The sequence below is a fragment of the Photobacterium damselae subsp. damselae genome (genome assembly GCF_038086725.1).
Taxonomy (GTDB): domain Bacteria; phylum Pseudomonadota; class Gammaproteobacteria; order Enterobacterales; family Vibrionaceae; genus Photobacterium; species Photobacterium damselae.
Genome location: NZ_CP146970.1, coordinates 1,571,137 through 1,590,888 on the forward strand (window position 1 = coordinate 1,571,137; position 19,752 = coordinate 1,590,888).

Below are 19,752 nucleotides of genomic sequence, written 5' to 3' on the forward strand. Positions count from 1 at the left end.
TGGTCTAGCCAGATGAATGGCGAATAATCATACATTTAAGATGGGTGTGGATATGCATTTTTATGCTGATTGATTAGAGTTAATATGGCCAATAATCGATTTTAACATAAAGAATATATTTGCATTTATATGGGTTTGATTGAGCTTTATTTGAATAATTATGTATTATTTCTTGGGGGAATAGAATGCATACATTGGTTTGTTTATATGAATTAAATATGCATAACATTCAATTATTTTTGCTTAAATGGTCATCTGTGAATATTAGTTATTATTTTTCACTTTGGGTGTTGAACTTAATTTGTTGTATCTTATTGATATATAATGATTTTGTTTGTGGTTGTTACATGCCGTTGATAATTTGAGCAAATGGTAAATTAAGTTTGTTGGCAATTTACGCCTAAAGAATGAGATATGACAAGGCTAAAGTATTATTTTAGTAATGCTATTTTTTGAGTGTAAATTGAGCGAAAAACAAAAATGATTCGTTATTTTTAAAGTAAATGAATTAATTAAAGTGACATATAAGAATATTTATGTATTATCAGAATTATAGATAGACTTTGTGAAATCAACCAAGTCACCAGATATAAGATTCTATAATACGCCATACTGGAATAAGTTTGGTCTATTATAGAATAAAGAACCGACTTCTGACGTGTAGAAGCTTAGGATAAAAATAAGTGGTATGGACGCTACACTAAATGGCACTCAGTAAACTAGAGGGTAGTTTGCTGAGTGCCAAAAAATATTAAGATATAAAAAAGCCGCAAATGAATGGATTTGCGGCTTTTTGCGTTTTGAATAATATGGAAAATTATATGCGAGATAGTAGTGGAATAATGGTTACACTATCGCCAATTTCTGCATTGTCTTGTTCTGGGGCAATTTCAATAAGGCAATTAGCTTCACTCATTGAACGTAAAATACCAGAGCCTTGAGAGCCTGTGCTAACAACGGCAATTCGACCGTTTGCATCAATGTAATAATGACCTCGGCTGTACTCTGTTCGTCCTGGGCGAGAGCGAAGTTTTTCTGCTGCAATCGCCGTGATGGTCTCTGGTTGCCAGTTATCGATACCTTGGAGCTTACGAATTGCAGGCTCTACAAATTGTAAGAAAGCAATCATTGTTGCAACAGGATTACCTGGTAGCCCAAAAAATGGAATTTGATTAATTTGTCCAAATGCAAGAGGGCGACCTGGACGCATGTTAATACGCCAGAAATTAATTTGGCCTAATTTAGCAAGAACCGTTTTGATGTAATCAGCATCACCAACCGACACGCCACCTGATGATAGAATCATGTCTGCTTGTTCACTGGCTTCTTGAAGTGTTTTTTCAAGAGTCTCTTCGCTGTCTTCTATAATTCCCATATCCACCACTTTACACCCGATTTTTTTCAGTAAAGCAAATAGGGTATAGCGGTTAGAATCATAGATGCAGTTTGTTTTTTGAGTTTCGCCAGGCTGTTGAACTTCATCTCCTGTTGAGAATATTGCCACTCGAATAGGGCGAGTGATTGCGACATCGGCAAAACCTAATGAAGCGAGCATACCTAGTTCTGGAGCAGTAATTTGAGTTCCTTTGGCTATGGCTACTTGGCCTAATGCAAGATCTTCACCTGCCATTCGCACATTTTGTCCAGCCTTGATAACTCCCATATTACGATTAAATGAGACATTTTCACCATTAACTTCAGCTTGCTCTCGCATAACAACTGCACCAGCGAATTTAGGAACTGGGGCACCTGTCATGATGCGAACGGCTTGACCTTGTTCTAGTGGCAAATCATAACTGTGGCCTGCTAGCACTTGGCCACTCACATGATAGCTATCACGATCTAGATCGTCATTACGGATAGCAAAACCGTCCATCGCTGAATTGGTATGCTGAGGAACGTTAACCGGAGAGAGAATATCTTGTGCGACAATTTGACCCAAAGCATCTTTCAGTTCAACATTAATGATGGTTTGAGATGGGACAATTTGATCTAATATTGCTTGGCGACCTTGAGATACCGATAGCATCCCTTGAGGATTTAGATCGCCACACTCTAAAGATTTTTCTTGTGATTTTTGAGTATATTGCGTTTTGGCATAGTTAACGACAAAAGAAGTGATCGCATCAAGGTCGTTAATATCGAGTGTTGGAAGCGTTGTTTCGGGTTTTGAATCAGAAGCAACTGCAATAATATTGCTATCGTCTGGATATAACCATGGCTTGCCAATCTCTTCTCGATGTAACTCAATTTTCGGGAAGCTAACGGTTTTAAAACCTTCAACTAAGATAAGATCCAGTACGCTTTGATCGAGTTGCTTGATTAGGTGAGGCAGCTCAGCTTCAACTTCGGGTGTTTCTGTTACTAAGGCGCGACGAAAGCGAGATGAAATTAACATCTGACTTGCTCCCGCTTTTCTTAAGCGATAGCTATCTTTACCTTCTTGGTCGATATCAAAATTATGGTGAGCGTGTTTAATAACGGCAACTCGAAGACCTTGTTCAACTAATTTTGGTAGCATGGCTTCAAGTAATGTTGTTTTACCTGTACCACTAAAAGCAGCAAAGCCAAGAAGAGGTAATGAAGCGTTAATTAGACTCATGATTGGCTCCAAAATGATTGAGTTCTTCTGGGGTATTTAAGTTAATAAAAGCATCAGCTTGATCACTAAAATCAACCGTGATCATATTACATTGGCGATAGAGAAGAATAATTTTACGGTCGCCATTGGCTAAAAATGTTTCCAACTTTGGAAGAATACGACGATTGATTAAAGTCACAACGGGTTGAATATGCTCACCATTATGGGCAACCGCAATATCAGTATCTTGATCACAAGCAGCACACATTCTTGCGATAAGATCATGGGGAAGTTGAGGGCAGTCGCAAGGAACAAATCCAATCCACTCATCTGGTAAAGCGTGAAGCGCCGCGTGCATTCCACCTAAAGGGCCAGGAAAGTCTTGAATTTGATCGCCAAATACTTGAGCGTATTTAGCATATTCATCATGGTTTCGATTAGCGTTAATGATAATTTTATTGGTTTGCGGCTTTAAGGTATTAATTACGTGTTGAATAAGTGGTTGGCCAGATAATGAGATCAGGCCTTTATCGTTTCCACCCATACGGCTCGCTCTGCCACCCGCTAAAATTACCCAACGAGTTTGTTCAGGCATAGGCATTATTATTATTGTCCTCTGTCACAAGCTGAAGATCAGCTCGTTCAACTAATTTGGTGTCATTAATTACCCAGTGACGTCGGCATAGTGCAGTTAGTGCATTTTGTTGATGGCTTGTAATAACTAAGCTGGTGCCTCGGTTCAGTAAATCTTGGGCTAATACAACTTGACGTAAAATGGATTCGGAATCAAGACTAGCACTGGATTCATCCATAAGTAAAACGCTTGGTTTTAGTACCCATGCTCGGGCCATAGCAACACGTTGACGCTCGCCGCCAGATAATACAGATATATGCTCATCAGCTAAGGTTTCAAGGCCAACCATTCGTAAGGCTTTAATGGCTTCGTTTCGACGCAATTGTCGATCTTTGATGGCATATTTTAAGCCATAACAGACGTTGTCAAAGACAGTACCATCAAACATATAAGGTGTTTGATGCATGTAGATAACACCGCCTTCATAGTGACCACGTAACAAACGTCGTAAGAAACGGTTGTTTTGTAAATTCACTTTTCCTGTCGTCGGTTTTTGCAATCCAGCAAGGATTTTAAGCAAAGTTGTTTTACCCACACCATTATCGCCAGAAAGATAGATTGCATCTTGTGGGTTGATGTTGAGCTGCTGGACATGAAACAGTAAACGATCTTTAAAACGCATAGAAAGATCGTGAGCTTGCAAAGATACTTGAGACATCATCACGTTCTCCTATGGATTAATTGGTTCTTAAGTGGGCTTTGCCACGCGAGATAGATAATAAGAAGTTTAATACTAAGGCTAAGATTAATAAAACCATCCCTAACGCCACCCCTTGTGCAAAGGCACCTTTGGAACTTTCCAGTGCAATGGCGGTAGGAATATTTCGAGTGGAGTTCATAATATTCCCCCCCACCATCATGGAGCAGCCAACTTCTGTAATCACTCGACTAAATGAGGCAATAATTGCGGCTAGCAATGGGAATCGACACTCCCACATTAGACTAGCAAAAGCTCTCGGGTAGCTGGCACCTAGAGTTAGTGATGTTTCCCATGCGCGACGATCACTATTTTGGAATGCGGCATGCATCATAGAGACTAAAATAGGCAAACAGATAAGAATTTGCCCTAAAATCATCGCTTTTTGTGTAAATAGCATCTGCCAATCTCCCAAAGGGCCGGAGCGGGAGAGCAGCATATAAAGCAGTAAGCCAATAACAACCGTTGGTATTGATTGAAAGGTATTAAATAAAGAAAGTGTTAACCAACGTCCTGGAAATTTTCCATAAGCCAGAGCAAAAGCGATAAGTAAAGAGGGTACTAGAACAATTCCAATTGCTAGTAATGAAACGGAGAAGGAAACCCCAACGATATCCCAGAGCGCAGTATCACCGCTAAATAGGAGTTCGATAGCTTGTTGAGTGGTTTGCCAAATATTCATTCTTAATCGATATTATTCCGGTTAATAAAGACAAAATGCCTTTTCGACCTTGGGTAAATTCTGTCGAAAAGGCATCCATTTACAGTTACTTAGTAATAGCGTCTGCTACAAAAAGTTGCTCACCGTGGCGCTTATAGTCATTAATCATGGTTTGCGCTTTAGGATTAACGAGCCAATCGCTAAATACTTTCGCACCTTGGTAGTTAATTGTTGGGTAGCGGCTAGGGTTTACCAAAATAACTTGGTATGGGTTAAATAGACGCTTATCACCTTGCACCATAATACCAAGATGAAGTTTGTTTTGGTATGCCAACCAAGTACCACGGTCTGTTAGTGTGTATGCTTGCAGTTCGGAAGCCATATTTAGTGTTGGTCCCATACCTTGACCTACTGCTTTATAACCACCAAAGTTTGGTTCCATTTTTGCTTGAGCCCATAGGTTAAGTTCTTTCTTGTTTGTACCTGAATCGTCACCGCGGGAAATAAAAGTCGCGTTGTAAGAGGCAATTTTGGTTAACGCATCAACGATGTCTTTATCACCTTTGATTTTTGCTGGATCTTTTTCTGGGCCAACTAGGATAAAGTCGTTATGCATTAGTTTACGCGGTAGAACGCCAAAACCTTTATCAACAAACGTCGCTTCTGCTTTTGGTGCATGGGTCATTACAAGATCCACATCACCGTTCTCACCCATACGTAGCGCTTTACCAGTACCTGCTGCTAGAACATCAACAGAGTAACCTGTGTCTTTTTTAAATTCAGGTAGAAGGTAATCTAGCAGTCCTGAATGATAAGTGCTGGTTGTGGTTGCTAGGCGAATAGTCTTGTTTTCTTTAGTGGTGTCTGCAGCATGTGCCATAGAGGTGGCAGCGAAACCAAGGATAACTAAAGCGGTTTTTAAAAGTTTCATAGGTCTTCCTGACGTTTCGTCAAATGGTTAAAACAAAAGTTAGAAAATGGGGCTGCAAAGTTATTTCAGAAATAATCAGACGACTTTGCAATTTGCATGCTTATAAGCAAGTTGAATGCCATATTCACAATTAAACTTTTTATTTTTGAAAAATAGCATAAAACCAATGGCTTATATTTATATTGTTTTCAGTTTTGTGCGCTGAAAGACGATTATTTTGAAACAACTTTGACATAGATAACAAAGGTGGGACAAAATGTCGCATCAAATTTTATTGAGATAATTATTTTTATGACAGATTTTTCTTCTTCATGGACAGCGGTATCGGTATTAGTGGTAGATGATGAACCTGGTATGCGTACCATTCTTCAAAAAGCATTAAGTAAAAAATTTGCTCAGGTTGATGTGGCTGGAAGTGTGGAAGAGGCGGAGGAAATTCGCAAACGCTGTCATTTTGATCTCTTAATTGTCGATATCAATTTGCCTGGACGTTCAGGGATTGATTGGCATGAGGCTTTTGATCCAACAACTAAGCGTAGTGATGTGATTTTTATGACAGGCTATGCGGATCTTGAAATGGCCATTAAAGCGCTACGAGCAGGTGCTTCTGATTTTATTTTAAAACCGTTTAATCTTGAGCAGATGATGCAATCGGTTAGTCGTTGTATTGAACGTCGGCTTATGGAGCGACAAAACTTTGCCCTACAACGGGATGTGGAACGCTCTTATCCTGTAGAAATTATCGGGGATGCTGCCAGTACTCAACGGATGAAGAAAATGATTGCACAGGTAGCCCCTTCTTTAGCCGCGGTATTGGTTGAAGGGGAGTCGGGTACCGGTAAGGAATTGGTTGCACGAGCCTTACATCAACTGAGTAAACGTTCCGGTCCTTTTGTGCCTCTTAACTGTGGAGCAATCGCTCCTGATCTGCTTGAAAGCGAGCTGTTTGGTCATGTTTCTGGGGCATTTACTGGAGCTAAAAAAGCGAGAGAAGGTTTGTTCCGAGTGGCTAATAACGGGACACTTTTTCTTGATGAAATTGGTGAAATGCCACTTTCAATGCAGTCTTCGTTATTACGTGCGTTAGAACAAAAAGCCATTCGTCCTGTCGGTGCTGAAAGGGAAATTTCAGTAGATGTTCGAATTGTCGCTGCAACAAACAGAAATTTAAAAGAAGAGGTTGAAGCGGGACGTTTTCGACGAGATTTGTACTACCGCTTGAATGTGTTAACGATCGAATTACCTGCACTTCGAGAGCGTATTGAAGATATTCCTGCTCTTGCGCACCACTTTACTCATCAATTGGCAAAAGACCTTGGTATGCAATCCATTAATTGGACGCATGAAGATATTGTTGCCATGCAAGCTTACGATTGGCCCGGTAATATTCGTGAATTACGCAACCTCATGGAGCGTTGCATTTTATTGGGTAAGCCACCAGCAGATTATTGGCAAGAGCTTAATGATGATTTTCCTGTATCTCATGACGTAGATTCAAATCCGAATGAAGAACAAAGTATAACTGGTAGTGACAGTGTAACTAGTATAAGTGATGAACGTCCATGTCGCTGTCATGAAAACGGACAGGAGCAATATTGTTATCCAACTGATTGGACGTTAAAAGAAGTGGAGAAAGCACATATCCTTCAAGTGGTTGACTCAAATGATGGTAATAAATCAGCTGCAGCTCGTCAGTTGGGGGTTGCTCGTAAAACATTAGAGCGAAAATTCAAAGAATGGACTGATGAAGTTGAAGAGCTGAAGGCTTAACATGAAATTAAGAACCTTTGTGGCTACGTGGCTTAATCGCTTTAGAACTATGGTGCGATACCGATTGTTAGTCTTAACATCGGTTCCTATCTTTTTAACTATGCTCGCTCTGATTGGCATCACGTTATATTGGACCTTAATGTACACTTGGCAAAGTGCTTTGATGAATGTTAGGGCCGACCTTGCGGTAGCTCACCATAGTATGGAATTGTTGCAACGAGAACAGTGGATGCAATTAACATCCCTTACGCATTCATACGATTTTCAGCAGCGGTTACGCCATGATGAGAGCTCATTAACCCGCTGGGTACCAACTCAAGCCAAAAATTATGATCTAGATTTTGTTATTATTCATCCAGCCTCTCAGCTCGCTGAGTTTCCAAAATCCAATCGAAAATTACTGCTCGCAGGTCAGCAACAGACCTTTTTTGAAGTGCTCGATAGCCAAGAGTTGTATCGTTTAAATCCCGATCTTCCAGCGCGAGCACAGATACCTATGTTGCGCGGAAACCAGATTGAGCGTCGAGGTTTAGTGAGTCGAAGCTTAATTCCTATTTTTAATGATCGACACGAATTGCAGTGGATTATTGATGGGGGAATGTTACTCAATAACAGTACGCAATTGGTCGATCGAATTCGGGATTTAGTGTATGCCTCTAATACTTTACCAAAGGGGAGTATAGGTACTGTTACGCTATTTATGGATGATTTACGAGTCAGTACTAATGTGCCCTTAGACAGTAGTATGAAAAAGGGACGAGCTATTGGTACTTCTGTCTCAGAGCAAGTTAAGCAGGATGTATTAAAAGACGGTCAAGTTTGGGTTGATAGAGCCTATGTTTACGATGCTTGGTATGTTTCAGCTTATGAACCGCTACGAAATTATGACGGTAAAGTGATTGGAATGCTCTATACCGGTTATTTGGAGTGGCCACTGGTTAGAACTTATCTCACTAATATTATTGAGATGGGTATAGCAATTTGTATTGTGCTACTTCTATCGAGCATTATTGTTTATCGTGGTTCACGGGATCTTTTTCTTCCTATCGAGAAAATTCACCATGTTGTGAGAGCTGTGCAGTTAGGGCTTAAGAAGCGAATTGGTAAACTGGATTTAAGCGAGAATCATGAGCTGCAAATTTTGGGACGCCAGTTTGATTCAATGTTGGACCTACTTGACCAACGGAATGAAGCTATTAAGCAAGCAGCTATTGAGCTTGAAGATAAAGTTGATGCAAGAACGCACAGTTTACATGAAAAAACTGAAGAGTTAGAGCGTCATATTCAGCTGTTAAATCAGGCTAGACATAAATTAGTTAACAGTGAAAAGCTGGCTGCATTGGGTGAACTGACCGCTGGCATTGCTCATGAAATTAACAATCCAATTGCAGTGATCTTAGGTAATGTTGAACTGATCCAGTTTGAACTTGGAGATGGAACTGCGCCAATAAAAGATGAGCTTGAAGCGATCCATGAACAAATTGATCGGATAAGAAATATTACCCGAAGTTTATTGCAATATAGCCGTCAGGGTGGGGTTCAAGATGAGATCATTTGGCAGCATATTAATCCTATTGTTGAAGAGAGTTTGACTCTGGTACGTTCTGGTACAAAGAAACTGGATATTAAGATCGAAACCGACTTACAAGCTAAATGCAGTGTTGAGGTTAACCGTCATCAATTACTTCAAGTTTTAGTTAATTTGCAGATGAATGGTGTTCACGCAATGAATGATAGCGGAATACTACAGATCAGCACTCAAGATTGGATTGAGGGTAAAACAACCATTGGTGCAATTATTAAGATTACGGATCATGGTTGTGGAATATCAGAGCAGAACTTAACTCGAATATTTAATCCATTTTTTACGACCCGACGTTCTGGTACTGGTCTAGGGCTCTCTGTTAGCCAAGGTATTATCGAAAGTATTGGGGGCGAAATTCGAGTCCAATCTGAAGTTGGAGTTGGAACAACATTTTCCATCTTTTTACATGAGAAGGCGATGATTGAACAGGAAGGCGATATTTTGCTTCAAATAAAACCCTAACTAGGCGAGATGATATGACGTAAAGCACATATTAATATGCAATGGATTGTTATACTGCTTATACTCAAATAACTGGGTATAAGCAGTAATTAATAGCAACAAGTAGTGTCTGGTACTTTCATTTGGGTATCAGACATAAGAGCACTAAAGGACGAGTGATACAGTGACCATCTTAATCGAACGAGAGCATGGGTTTTCTCATGAACATATAACTCAGGTTTCAGAGCTGATTGCACAGCAGTTAGTTGATGAATATGGTGTTCTTTGGCAATGGCAAGATAACCGTTTAATGATAAAACACAGCTCAGCTAATGGTTATTTAGAAAGTATGGATGGTAAATTGACAATCAAGTTATCTCTAGGCTTTACTGCCAGTTTTTTCTCTAGTGCAATAGAATCTGAAATCTGTCAGCAGTTAGATAAGCTATTAGTTGCTTAATTTGTAATATCTCCTGCACCGAAAATAACGCATTAATCTCAATATAACCTGCTAGCTTTCGCTAATGTATCTAGCAGGTTTCTTTTCTTTAATCTGTTCTAAATCACAAATCACTTATGCCTTATGTAAGCTACATCTCTTTTGGGGAGATTGGCACAATTTTATCATCATACAAACTTGCTCTATCACGTTTGATTGCGTTGTTTTATTTGCTCGTGGATAAGTAGCAATTTCCTGATTCCTCCATGTTAAAGCCAATCAGATGAATCACTCGATATGCCGATATGAACTATCACTTTTAGAGCGTTACTACATTTATATGCAATAAATACTTCTCCTTTGTGCCATTATTTTGACTTTAACGCGAAAAATTGCGGTGTTGTGCCTTAATTTTTGGTCAAATTAATTGCATTTTTGTTGCATGGGTATATTCTGTTTGACACATAAGAGCAAGAGATAATAATTAATAACAAAAATTATCTCGTAAATAATAAATATTTTTTCGGATAATCATATTTATCTAGAGGCTAGGGAAGATATAAACTTTCCGATATAAGTTATGATAATTTTATTGTTAATTGTATTTATAGATATAATTAACGATTAAAAATCTAAGATTTATAAGTGATATTTTTTATTTGATATCACTGGATTCTTGCAACTGAAATAAAGTTAAACGGAGAGTTATAATGTCAAAAGACGGCAGTGTTGCACCTAAAGAACGTATTAATATTAAATATGTTCCTCATAATGGTGATGACCAATCATCAGTTGAATTACCGCTTAAGACTTTGATTGTTGGTGATTTTAAAGGTGGTGCAGAAGATGTTGCTATCGAAGATCGTAAAGCAGTTTCGATTGATAAAAATAACTTTGAATCAGTAATGAAAGAAAGTAATTTATCAATAACAACAACGGTTAATAATAAGCTATCAGATGATGGTTCTGAATTACCAATTACTTTATCAATAAAGTCTCTTGATGACTTTTCCCCTGATTCCATTGGTCAACAAGTTCCTGAATTAAAGAAGCTTATTGAATTAAGAGAAGCATTGGTTGCTTTGAAAGGTCCCTTAGGAAATATTCCAGCATTCCGTACGCGCTTACAGGAATTAATGGATTCTGAAGAGTCTAGAAGTAAACTATTAAGTGAACTTGAAATTGTTAGTCAAGATCTTAATAAATAATAACTATTCATCTTTATTGATAATTTAATTACCTATAGTTCAGGAACGGAATTATGACTGTACAACAAGACGTACAAATCTCTAGTGACAAAATTTCGTCAGTGAGTCTCCTTGATGAGATTATGGCGCAGACTAGAATGACCCCTGCAGATGATGGCTATGATATTGCCAAAAAGGGTGTTGCGGCTTTCATAGAAAACCTATTGGGTAGTGAACATGCTGATAATCAAGTTAATAAAGCTTTAGTCGATCAAATGTTGGTTGAGCTTGATAACAAAATTAGCTTACAGATGGATGAAATTTTACATGACGCAGCGATCCAAGAAATGGAGTCGTCATGGCGTGGTGTTAAGATGCTGGTGGATCGCACCGATTTTCGTGAAAATAATAAGATTGAGCTATTGCATGTCACGAAAGAAGAGCTATTAGATGATTTTGAGTTTGCACCAGAGACTTCTCAATCGGGCCTATATAAGCATGTATACTCGGCTGGATACGGTCTGGCGAACCGGTAGCTGCGATTGTTGCTAATTATCAATTTACACCTTCAACTCCAGATATGAAGTTACTTCAATATGCTGGTGCTGTTGGTGCCATGGCCCACGCTCCCTTTATCTCAGGTGTTGCACCAGAATTTTTTGGTATTGATTCATTTGAACAATTACCAAACATTAAAGATTTAAAAGCAACATTTGAAAGTCCTCGCTATACAAAGTGGCGCCAGCTTCGTGAATCAGATGATGCTCGTTATATTGCTTTAACAGCTCCTCGCTTTTTATTAAGAACTCCATACGATCCAACAGAAAACCCAATTAAAACATTTAACTACCGTGAAAATGTAAGTGAATCTCATGAGAGCTACTTGTGGGGTAATACAGCTTTTGCATTGGCTTCTCGTCTAACCGATAGTTTTGCTAAATACCGCTGGTGTCCAAATATTATTGGTCCACAAAGCGGAGGGGCTGTTGAAGATCTTCCTGTTCATCTGTTTGAATCTATGGGCGAGCTGCAAGCTAAAATCCCAACCGAAGTATTAGTGACTGATCGTAAAGAGTTCGAACTTGCAGAAGAAGGCTTTATTGCTCTAACCATGCGTAAGGGTAGCGACAATGCAGCATTTTTCTCAGCCAACTCTATTCAACAACCAAAAGTTTTCCCTAACACAAAAGAAGGTCGAGAAGCTGAAATGAACTTCAAATTAGGTACTCAGTTACCTTATATGATGATCATTAACCGTCTTGCCCATTATGTGAAAGTGCTTCAGCGCGAACAAATTGGTTCATGGAAAGAGCGTCAAGATCTTGAACGTGAATTGAACGCTTGGATTAAACAATTTGTGGCTGACCAAGAAAACCCACCTGCAGATGTTCGCAGTCGTCGTCCATTACGTGCAGCTCAAATTGATGTTTTGGATGTTGAAGGCGATCCAGGTTGGTATCAAGTTGCACTGACTGTTCGTCCTCACTTTAAATATATGGGCGCAAATTTTGAATTGTCACTTGTTGGTCGTTTAGATCAGGACTAATTCAATGTCATATATCGCATTAGAGGATAGTGCGTATGGTGTCAGCCTCTTTGAACGCTTAGAGGTTGACAGCGCAAATCGAACTATTACTCAAGGTCCTGAGCCAGCTCTTGTGCTTGATTCAATCAAACGAAATATTTCTCAGCTTCTTAATAGCCGTATTGGGGAGTCTTTAAGTGCGCCGGAGCTTGGATTAATCGATTTTAATGATGCAACGTTAGGCTGTCACGATTTGGCTTTGCAGATTAAGCTCGCAATTCGACGTTGCCTAGAACGTTACGAACCGCGACTTAAGAATATTGATGTTCAGTTTACTCCTGATGATGAGAGTCCTCTAAATTTACGCTTTCATATCAAAGCCTTAGTAAACTCGAAAGCGTTACATGATTCAGTACAAATTGATTTGTTACTTGATACGAGCCGTAAATATAGAGTGGTTTGATAGTGTCACAAGATAAATTTTTCAGGGATGAGTTAGCTTTTCTTAAAGAGCAGGGAGCCGCTTTTACGGAAGTGCACCCTCAACTATCTCGTTTTCTTCAAGGTAAAAATACCGATCCTGATGTAGAGCGCCTGCTTGAAGGATTTGCTTTTCTCACAGCAAAGTTGCGAGAAAAGGTGGAAGATGAATTCCCAGAGTTGACCCATTCTATTATTAATATGTTATGGCCTAATTACTTACGACCAATTCCAAGTCTAAGTATTGCGCAGTTTTCACCAATAGAAAAAGCATTAAGCGTTGGCCAAAAGATTCCTGCTCAGACGGAAATAGACAGTATTCCAGTCATGGAAACCGTTTGTCACTTTAAAACTTGCAGAGATGTGGATATTTATCCGATAGCACCAATAGGGATTACAACAAACCATACAAGAGAAGCGTCAATTATCGACTTACAGCTTGAAGTAATTGGTGAACAAAGATTATCTGATATAGATCTACAAGATCTTCAATTTTATTTAGGTGGCCAAAAATACAGTGCTCAAATGCTCTATTTATGGCTCAACCATTATTTAGCTCGTATCGAACTGGTATGTGGTGAGCATCAGTTTGTTATTCCAAAAGATCATTTTAAGAGCGTAGGGTTTGAAACAGGCGAAGGTGTTTTACCTTTTCCTAAGAATGTTTATGAAGGCTATCGGATACTGCAAGAATACTTAACATTTTCAGATGCTTTTCTCTTTGGCGAATTGTGTAATTTATCTCAGTTTATTACGTCGGATATGGGGCAAGAATTTACACTTCGATTTGTTTTTTCTAAGACATTACCTGCCGATGTGCGCGTGAGAGAAGAGTCATTTTCACTGTTTTGTACGCCTATTATCAATCTATTTTCTCATGATGCTGATCCTATTGATCTAACGGGTAAGCGATCTGAATATCGAATGGTGCCATCCAGTCGATATCCAACGCATTATGAGATTTTTAGTATTGATAAAGTGCAAGGTTGGCAAGAAGCCCATGAAGGCCGAATTCGAGGGCAAAAGAGGGTATATAGTGCCTTTGAAAGTTTTCAACATGAAATTGAGCGTTCTCGACACCGTGAGGCTTTGTATTATCGAGCACGAGTAAAAAATAGTGTTAGAGGCGATGGTTTTGACCACTTTATCTCATTTGTTCGTGGCGATGAAACAAACTGTATTGGCATCAGTGAAGCGATCTCATTAGAGCTTACTTGCACGAATAGACAGTTACCCATTGAATTAGGAATTGGCGATATTTGTGCAGCAACAAATACTTCACCATCATTTGCTTCATTTAAAAATATTACAGAGCCAACACAACCACTTAGACCAACGTTAGACGGTAGTTTGTTGTGGACTCTTATCTCTAATCTGTCACTCAATTATTTATCTCTATTGTCAAAAGATGCGTTGTGTTCAGTGATTAGAGCTTACGATTTCAGAGCGTTAGTAGATAGACAAGCAGAGCGTGTCGCCAAATTGCGTTTAGATGGCATTGTTGAGATTAACTCTAAGCCGATTGAACGGATCATTAAGGGCTTGCCTGTGAGAGGTTTACAGTCTGAGATTATGCTCGATCAAGTTGCATTTGCCTCAGAAGGTGACCTTTACCTTTTTGGTAGTGTACTAAGTCGATTCTTTGCTTTATACGCCAGTATTAACTCGTTTCATGAATTGGTCGTCGTTAATAGCGCAAATCAAGAAAGGTATACATGGGGAACGCAGACAGGGTTACAACCTCTGATCTAAGGTCAGATAAAAGATTAGATACTTTGCTCGACCAAGCTAAGAATTATGATTTTTATCAGTTAGTTGAGTTGCTATTGAAACTAACAGAACAAGATCCTAGCTCTGAGGAATGGGAAAGTAATTGTCGACTCATTTTTAGCACCAGTGCCAGTTTGGGTTTTGCTTCTAGCGATATCACTGAATTAGAAGCACTGAGTGACGAGAGCTATCGTATTGAAACGGCTTTTCTTGGTTTAAATGGGGCGCAATCACCATTACCTGGCTTTTTGCTCGAGCAAATCGCTACCGAAAATGAAAATGGTGTAAGGCGAGCCTTTTTAGATTTTTTTAATAATCGTCTTTTAGCTTTGGTTTACCAGTTATGGCGTAAATATCGTTATTACGTTTGTTATCAAGATAACGCCAGTGACTTATTTTCATCACAATTATTTGCCCTTGTTGGTTTGTCAGATAGTGACTTACGAGGTGAGACACCAATTAACTGGAGCAAAATGCTCTCTTACGCAGGAACTCTGGCAGGTCGTAGTCGCTCGCCCCAAGTTGTTGCAGGCATTATTGCTCACTGTTTCGAATTAGAAAATGTCGCTATCAGGCAATGGGAAATTCGAACTGTGGATATTGTACAAGAGCAACAGATGCGCTTAGGGATGAATAACTGCCGATTGGGTGAGTCGACCATCATTGGAGCCAAAGTAAAAGATTGCACTGGCAAGTTTGTGGTTGAAATTAAAGATCTTACGCGAGATCGATTTAATGACTTTTTGCCTTCAGGAAAAGAGTATCAACCGTTGTGTAAATTAGTTGAATTTGTTCTTCGTGAGCAAATGGCATTTGATTTGGAGCTGGTACTTAAAAAAGAAGAAGTTCCGTCCATGTGCTTAACGCGAGATTCTCAACTCTCTCTTGGATGGTCTTCGTTTTTAGATGCAAAGAATAGCGATTGTAAAGTAAAGATACAGGTGCGCCAATAAAGGAAATGGAGAATGACCGAGCAAAATTTACTTACATTAACTGTGATTAATACTCAATTTGTAGCCCCAGGTATATCGGTAAAAAAAGAGTTTAACAGTAACGGTGGAACAATAGGATCGAGTTCTAGTGATGACTGGTTTCTGACGGATAATCAACGACAAATACAGCAAAACCATTGCCAAATTGTCTTTAGAGATGGTGATTTTTGTATCACTGACAACTGTAATCAAACTTTTATTAATAACCAATCAATGGCGGTTGGCTGGGATAAAACAGCACGTCTTAACGAAAATGATGTGTTGAATATTGGCAGATTTGTCATTCGAGTATCGTTACACGGAGATGTAAAAGATAAAGAAGGCAGTCTTGAAACCTTTTTTATTGCCCATAATGGACTTGAGCTCGATGGTGAAGAACTTGATTTGATCGAACAAGATCAAGATTGCTCGATTGATGATCCTTTGGCGGCTCTTGATGCGCAAGAGATAACACAAGGTATCGATCTATTTGGTGATGAACAAGATACACGATCAAAAGCCATAAATAATCCACTTTTAAGTAATAGCGAAGAGTGGTTTGGCTCGCAAGAAACCATTCAAGCAGATACTGAGCGAGATGTTCAATCGGCAATGACATTAAAAAAATCACAGCATACTGCTTCTTATGATAAGGAGCCGGTAGCAATACACGCAGTATCAAAACAACCTGTATCAACATCGTATTTAGCTAGCAGCGATAACAGTATAGCGCATGCACAAAATTCATTTTATAAGGACCGCGTAATGGATGAGAAGACATTAGATCTACTTGAAGAGGAAGTTCGTCAAGGTTTTAGTTATCACTCAGACCCTCAGCTCGATGCAAGTGAAGGAAACCACTTATTAACGGGCCCATTATTACGTGGTTTAGGGACCAAAGCGGGCAATACCGAAGATCTTGCTGAAATGCAGTTACTGTCCGAAGAAATGGGAGCATCGCTACAATCTGCTATTCGTGGTCTTTTAGACTTACATCAACAAGTTGCTTCTAGCCGTTATGGGGTGATGAATAAAAATCTTCAGCCGATTGAAGACAATCCATTAAGACTGGGTATGGATTATGAGCAAACTGTACAGGTGATGTTTGATGGCGAAAGAAGCCCTGTTCATTTATCTGCACCTGCAGCGATAGAAGAGAGCCTTCGTACTGTAAAAAATCATAATGAAGCCGTACACCAAGCAATATCGGAAGCGTTAGCTCAGATACTTCAAGCATTTTCACCAGATGTACTGCAGCGTCGTTTTAACCGTTATCGTCGACCTGGCCAACATTTGAATGAGTCGCCTGAGTCATGGGCGTGGCATATGTATCAAAACTATTATCAAGAGCTGACGTCAAATCGTCAGCACGGTTTTGACAAACTCTTTTGGGAAATTTTCGATCAAGCTTATGACAAACGCTTAAGAGAGAAGCAGCAGGAGATGTAATGTGAATCCAAAGACGCTATTACAGTATCTATGTATTGCTGGGGTCATGTTCTTGGTTGGGTGTAGCTCGAAATACGATCCAGCTTCAGAGCCGAGTACGATAACGTTAAGTATGGTTGCGACTGATACGATAAATCCTAATAACAATGGTGATGCATCTCCTGTCGAATTAAAAGTATTTGAACTAGAAGATGACTCCATGTTTATGTCGGCTTCTTATGATCAATTATTAGATGATTATAAAAAAGCATTAAAGAGTAATTACGTTGATGATTACGATTATGTTTTATTACCAGGTCAATTTAAATTTATTGATCCAATAAAACTGGATGAAGATACCCGATATATAGGTGTCATGGCTTTTTTTGCCGATCCGGAACAGAGTGATTGGAAAAAAGTCGTAAAAGTAAAAACATTAGGCAGGGAATATCATTTACTCGTTCTGCTTAATCATAATGAAGTAATACTGGAAAGGGTGGAGTAATGTCATCTCGAAACCGTGTTGTTTGGAATGAAGGATTATTTGTTAAGCCTCAACACTTTCAACAGCAACAAAGATATTTAGAGTATCTTATCGATGAAAGAGTTAAGTCTGCCAATCCATATTTATATGGCGTAACAGAGATTGTATTAAATCTTGAATATTTAAGTTTTGGCCGTATTGCTGTAGAAAAAGCAAAAGGGGTTATGCCTGACGGAACCGTTTTTAATATCCCTCAGGAAGACACTTTACCTGATGCTTTAGATATCGTTGATAGTTCTCTTGCTAACCAAGTTATTTATTTAGCTATTCCGCTTCGTAGTGAATCGATTGTTGAAGTGAGCTGGCCTGACTCGGTTGGTGCAACTCGCTATAAAGCAGAACGTTATGAAGCTCGTGATATTCATTCTTTTCAGGGTGATAGCAGCGTTATCGATGTGAGTCCAGCTCGATTAAAGCTGATGTTAGAAAAAGAAGATCGCAGCGCCTATGCCTCTATTGCAATCGCTAAAATTTTAGAAAAACGACCTGATGGCAGTGTTATGTTGGATGAGTCGTTTATGCCGTGTCATCTCAATGTAAAAGCGGTACCAAAGTTACAGCGTTTTATGGGCGAAATGGCTGGTTTAATGCGAGAAAGAGCGAGAAATATCGCACAACGTATCGGTTCACCAAGTCAAGGTGGTGTTGCTGATGTTGCCGATTTTATGTTGCTGCAAGCGCTCAATACCATGCAACCTAGACTTCATCACATGGCGCATCTAAAAGGGATTCACCCAGAGCGTTTATATGAAGACTTAACCTCTATTTGTGGTGAATTGGCAACCTTTACCGATGAAGGTCGTATGGCACCTGAATTTAGTAGCTACGATCATGATCGACCAAATAACTCATTTGTACCTGTTATGAATATGCTCCGACAAGCACTCAGTATTGTGCTTGAACCAAGAGCGGTATCGATTCAACTACACAAACGTAAATACGGCTTAATGGTTGCGCCAATTCAAGATCCAAATCTGATATTGGATGGAGATTTTATTTTGGCTGTACGTGCTCGAATGCCGCTTGAAGAGCTACGTAAGTTATTTATGCAACAGACGAAAGTAGCATCGGTTGAAAAGATCCGTGAGCTTATTTCACTGCAGTTACCTGGTATCCCATTATCACCGTTACCTGTTGCACCGCGTCAGTTGCCATACCATGCGGGATATACATATTTCCAGCTCGATAAAAGTAGCCAAGCATGGAATATGGTCACTAACTCAAGTGGTTTTGCTTTCCATGTTGCAGGTGATTTCCCGGATATTGATCTGCAATTTTGGGCAATTAGGAGTTAATTATCATGGATGAGACCCTAGATAGAGAAAAAACAACAAAACAGGCAGAAGGTTATTTCGATGGTGTTCTATTTGATAATGTTAAAAATATCAATCAGGACCAAGATTTCTGGTTTAAGTTACGCGGAAATAATATCAATGCACTGATTGATGCTGCAACGCCTTTACTTGGTATGAGTTTACGAATTCGTAGCTTAAGTCATTGCGATAATATTGATGAGATTTACCACCAATCCGTAGAAGAGATAAAAGCGATAGAAGTAGAGTTAACTGAGGCCGGCTATGAACATGCGGTTATTTTGGCATATCGCTACGTACTGTGCTCTTTTATTGATGAAGCGGTTATGAGTACCCCATGGGGCGCAGATAGCTCGTGGGCTGAATGTTCTCTGTTGACTCGTTTTCATAATGAAACATGGGGTGGCGAAAAAGTCTTTTCTATTTTATCTCGATTAGAATCTGAACCTGCTCGATATCAGGAGTTACTCGCTTTTATCTATTTATGCCTCACCTTAGGTTTTGAAGGCCGATACAAAGTGATGAATAACGGTAAGGAAGAATTTGAGAAAGTTGTTGCTAATCTTTATGAGATTTTACGCCGTTTAGCGGATAAAGACCCTGAAGCATTAACAAGTGCAACAGAGCATGTAGTAACAACAAAATATAAATTAACAAAACAAGTTCCTATTTGGACTGTATTTGCAGGGTTTGCTTTAACTTGGATTGTTATTTTTATTGGTTATTCAATTGCCTTACACAATAAATCTGGCGACGTATTAGAACAATTAAACCAAATATTACAATAGGATGTAG

16 protein-coding genes and 1 pseudogene are annotated in these 19,752 nt (G+C 39.2%); 12 read left to right on the plus strand and 5 right to left on the minus strand.

Annotation, left to right across the window (positions count from 1 at the left end; translation table 11 throughout):
- Window positions 1-817: 817 nt before the first annotated feature.
- The 5 genes from WAX86_RS07175 to WAX86_RS07195 form a co-directional block, all read right to left on the minus strand.
- A complete protein-coding gene (locus WAX86_RS07175) occupies window positions 818-2,602 on the minus strand; it encodes a bifunctional molybdopterin-guanine dinucleotide biosynthesis adaptor protein MobB/molybdopterin molybdotransferase MoeA (RefSeq protein WP_341489344.1) in 1,785 nt (594 codons plus the stop codon).
- Window positions 2,589-3,182 (minus strand): molybdenum cofactor guanylyltransferase MobA, encoded by a 594-nt coding sequence (mobA, locus tag WAX86_RS07180; RefSeq protein WP_005299571.1) that lies wholly within the window; start codon window positions 3,180-3,182, stop codon window positions 2,589-2,591. The genes WAX86_RS07175 and mobA overlap by 14 nt, the downstream gene beginning before the upstream one ends.
- Window positions 3,169-3,873 carry an energy-coupling factor ABC transporter ATP-binding protein gene (locus tag WAX86_RS07185; RefSeq protein WP_065172187.1) on the minus strand — a complete coding sequence of 235 codons (705 nt, stop codon included), beginning with the start codon at window positions 3,871-3,873 and terminating at the stop codon, window positions 3,169-3,171. Before WAX86_RS07185 ends, mobA begins: the two co-directional genes overlap by 14 nt.
- A 19-nt stretch (window positions 3,874-3,892) precedes the next feature.
- Complete coding sequence (locus WAX86_RS07190; protein ID WP_341489345.1) at window positions 3,893-4,594, minus strand: ABC transporter permease; 702 nt, start codon at window positions 4,592-4,594, stop codon at window positions 3,893-3,895.
- Between the two features lie 85 nt (window positions 4,595-4,679).
- On the minus strand, window positions 4,680-5,453 hold the full coding sequence (locus tag WAX86_RS07195) for a substrate-binding domain-containing protein (protein ID WP_370466068.1): 774 nt from the start codon (window positions 5,451-5,453) through the stop codon (window positions 4,680-4,682).
- Between the two features lie 342 nt (window positions 5,454-5,795).
- On the opposite strand from WAX86_RS07195, the gene WAX86_RS07200 reads away from it, so the two are divergent.
- From WAX86_RS07200 to icmH, 12 genes and pseudogenes are all read left to right on the plus strand, one after another.
- Window positions 5,796-7,274: a sigma-54 dependent transcriptional regulator gene (locus tag WAX86_RS07200; protein ID WP_341489346.1), complete on the plus strand. Its 1,479-nt coding sequence runs from the start codon at window positions 5,796-5,798 to the stop codon at window positions 7,272-7,274.
- Window position 7,275: 1 nt separating this feature from the next.
- On the plus strand, window positions 7,276-9,321 hold the full coding sequence (locus tag WAX86_RS07205; protein WP_237035355.1) for a cache domain-containing protein: 2,046 nt from the start codon (window positions 7,276-7,278) through the stop codon (window positions 9,319-9,321).
- 163 nt (window positions 9,322-9,484) lie between these two features.
- Window positions 9,485-9,760: a polyhydroxyalkanoic acid system family protein gene (locus tag WAX86_RS07210; RefSeq protein WP_036763933.1), complete on the plus strand. Its 276-nt coding sequence runs from the start codon at window positions 9,485-9,487 to the stop codon at window positions 9,758-9,760.
- 689 nt (window positions 9,761-10,449) lie between these two features.
- Complete coding sequence (gene tssB, locus WAX86_RS07215) at window positions 10,450-10,947, plus strand: type VI secretion system contractile sheath small subunit (protein WP_341489347.1); 498 nt, start codon at window positions 10,450-10,452, stop codon at window positions 10,945-10,947.
- Window positions 10,948-11,000: 53 nt separating this feature from the next.
- Window positions 11,001-12,472 (plus strand): annotated as a pseudogene (gene tssC / locus WAX86_RS07220) (type VI secretion system contractile sheath large subunit).
- 4 nt (window positions 12,473-12,476) lie between these two features.
- Window positions 12,477-12,914, plus strand: a complete 438-nt coding sequence (gene tssE / locus WAX86_RS07225; protein WP_341489348.1) for a type VI secretion system baseplate subunit TssE — start codon at window positions 12,477-12,479, stop codon at window positions 12,912-12,914.
- Window positions 12,915-12,916: 2 nt separating this feature from the next.
- A complete protein-coding gene (gene tssF / locus WAX86_RS07230; protein ID WP_068969305.1) occupies window positions 12,917-14,683 on the plus strand; it encodes a type VI secretion system baseplate subunit TssF in 1,767 nt (588 codons plus the stop codon).
- On the plus strand, window positions 14,647-15,654 hold the full coding sequence (gene tssG / locus WAX86_RS07235) for a type VI secretion system baseplate subunit TssG (protein WP_237033722.1): 1,008 nt from the start codon (window positions 14,647-14,649) through the stop codon (window positions 15,652-15,654). The genes tssF and tssG overlap by 37 nt, the downstream gene beginning before the upstream one ends.
- A 12-nt stretch (window positions 15,655-15,666) precedes the next feature.
- Window positions 15,667-17,121 (plus strand): type VI secretion system-associated FHA domain protein TagH, encoded by a 1,455-nt coding sequence (gene tagH / locus WAX86_RS07240; RefSeq protein WP_341489349.1) that lies wholly within the window; start codon window positions 15,667-15,669, stop codon window positions 17,119-17,121.
- A 46-nt stretch (window positions 17,122-17,167) separates the two neighbouring features.
- Window positions 17,168-17,605, plus strand: coding sequence for a type VI secretion system lipoprotein TssJ (gene tssJ, locus WAX86_RS07245; RefSeq protein WP_036765024.1), 438 nt, complete (start codon window positions 17,168-17,170; stop codon window positions 17,603-17,605).
- Window positions 17,605-18,939 carry a type VI secretion system baseplate subunit TssK gene (gene tssK / locus WAX86_RS07250; protein ID WP_138222784.1) on the plus strand — a complete coding sequence of 445 codons (1,335 nt, stop codon included), beginning with the start codon at window positions 17,605-17,607 and terminating at the stop codon, window positions 18,937-18,939. Before tssJ ends, tssK begins: the two co-directional genes overlap by 1 nt.
- 5 nt (window positions 18,940-18,944) lie before the next feature.
- Entirely contained in the window at window positions 18,945-19,745 is an 801-nt protein-coding gene (gene icmH, locus WAX86_RS07255; RefSeq protein ID WP_237030017.1) for a type IVB secretion system protein IcmH/DotU, read from the plus strand.
- Window positions 19,746-19,752 lie beyond the last annotated feature (7 nt).

Bases quoted from the DNA above. Each gene is read 5' to 3' on its own strand.
- WAX86_RS07175 (WP_341489344.1), bottom strand. From the start codon at position 2,602: ATGAGTCTAATTAACGCTTCATTACCTCTTCTTGGCTTTGCTGCTTTT.
- mobA (WP_005299571.1), bottom strand. From the start codon at position 3,182: ATGCCTATGCCTGAACAAACTCGTTGGGTAATTTTAGCGGGTGGCAGA.
- WAX86_RS07185 (WP_065172187.1), bottom strand. From the start codon at position 3,873: ATGTCTCAAGTATCTTTGCAAGCTCACGATCTTTCTATGCGTTTTAAA.
- WAX86_RS07190 (WP_341489345.1), bottom strand. From the start codon at position 4,594: ATGAATATTTGGCAAACCACTCAACAAGCTATCGAACTCCTATTTAGC.
- WAX86_RS07195 (WP_370466068.1), bottom strand. From the start codon at position 5,453: ATGGCACATGCTGCAGACACCACTAAAGAAAACAAGACTATTCGCCTA.
- WAX86_RS07200 (WP_341489346.1), top strand. From the start codon at position 5,796: ATGACAGATTTTTCTTCTTCATGGACAGCGGTATCGGTATTAGTGGTA.
- WAX86_RS07205 (WP_237035355.1), top strand. From the start codon at position 7,276: ATGAAATTAAGAACCTTTGTGGCTACGTGGCTTAATCGCTTTAGAACT.
- tssB (WP_341489347.1), top strand. From the start codon at position 10,450: ATGTCAAAAGACGGCAGTGTTGCACCTAAAGAACGTATTAATATTAAA.
- tssE (WP_341489348.1), top strand. From the start codon at position 12,477: ATGTCATATATCGCATTAGAGGATAGTGCGTATGGTGTCAGCCTCTTT.
- tssG (WP_237033722.1), top strand. From the start codon at position 14,647: ATGGGGAACGCAGACAGGGTTACAACCTCTGATCTAAGGTCAGATAAA.
- tagH (WP_341489349.1), top strand. From the start codon at position 15,667: ATGACCGAGCAAAATTTACTTACATTAACTGTGATTAATACTCAATTT.
- tssJ (WP_036765024.1), top strand. From the start codon at position 17,168: ATGTTCTTGGTTGGGTGTAGCTCGAAATACGATCCAGCTTCAGAGCCG.
- tssK (WP_138222784.1), top strand. From the start codon at position 17,605: ATGTCATCTCGAAACCGTGTTGTTTGGAATGAAGGATTATTTGTTAAG.
- icmH (WP_237030017.1), top strand. From the start codon at position 18,945: ATGGATGAGACCCTAGATAGAGAAAAAACAACAAAACAGGCAGAAGGT.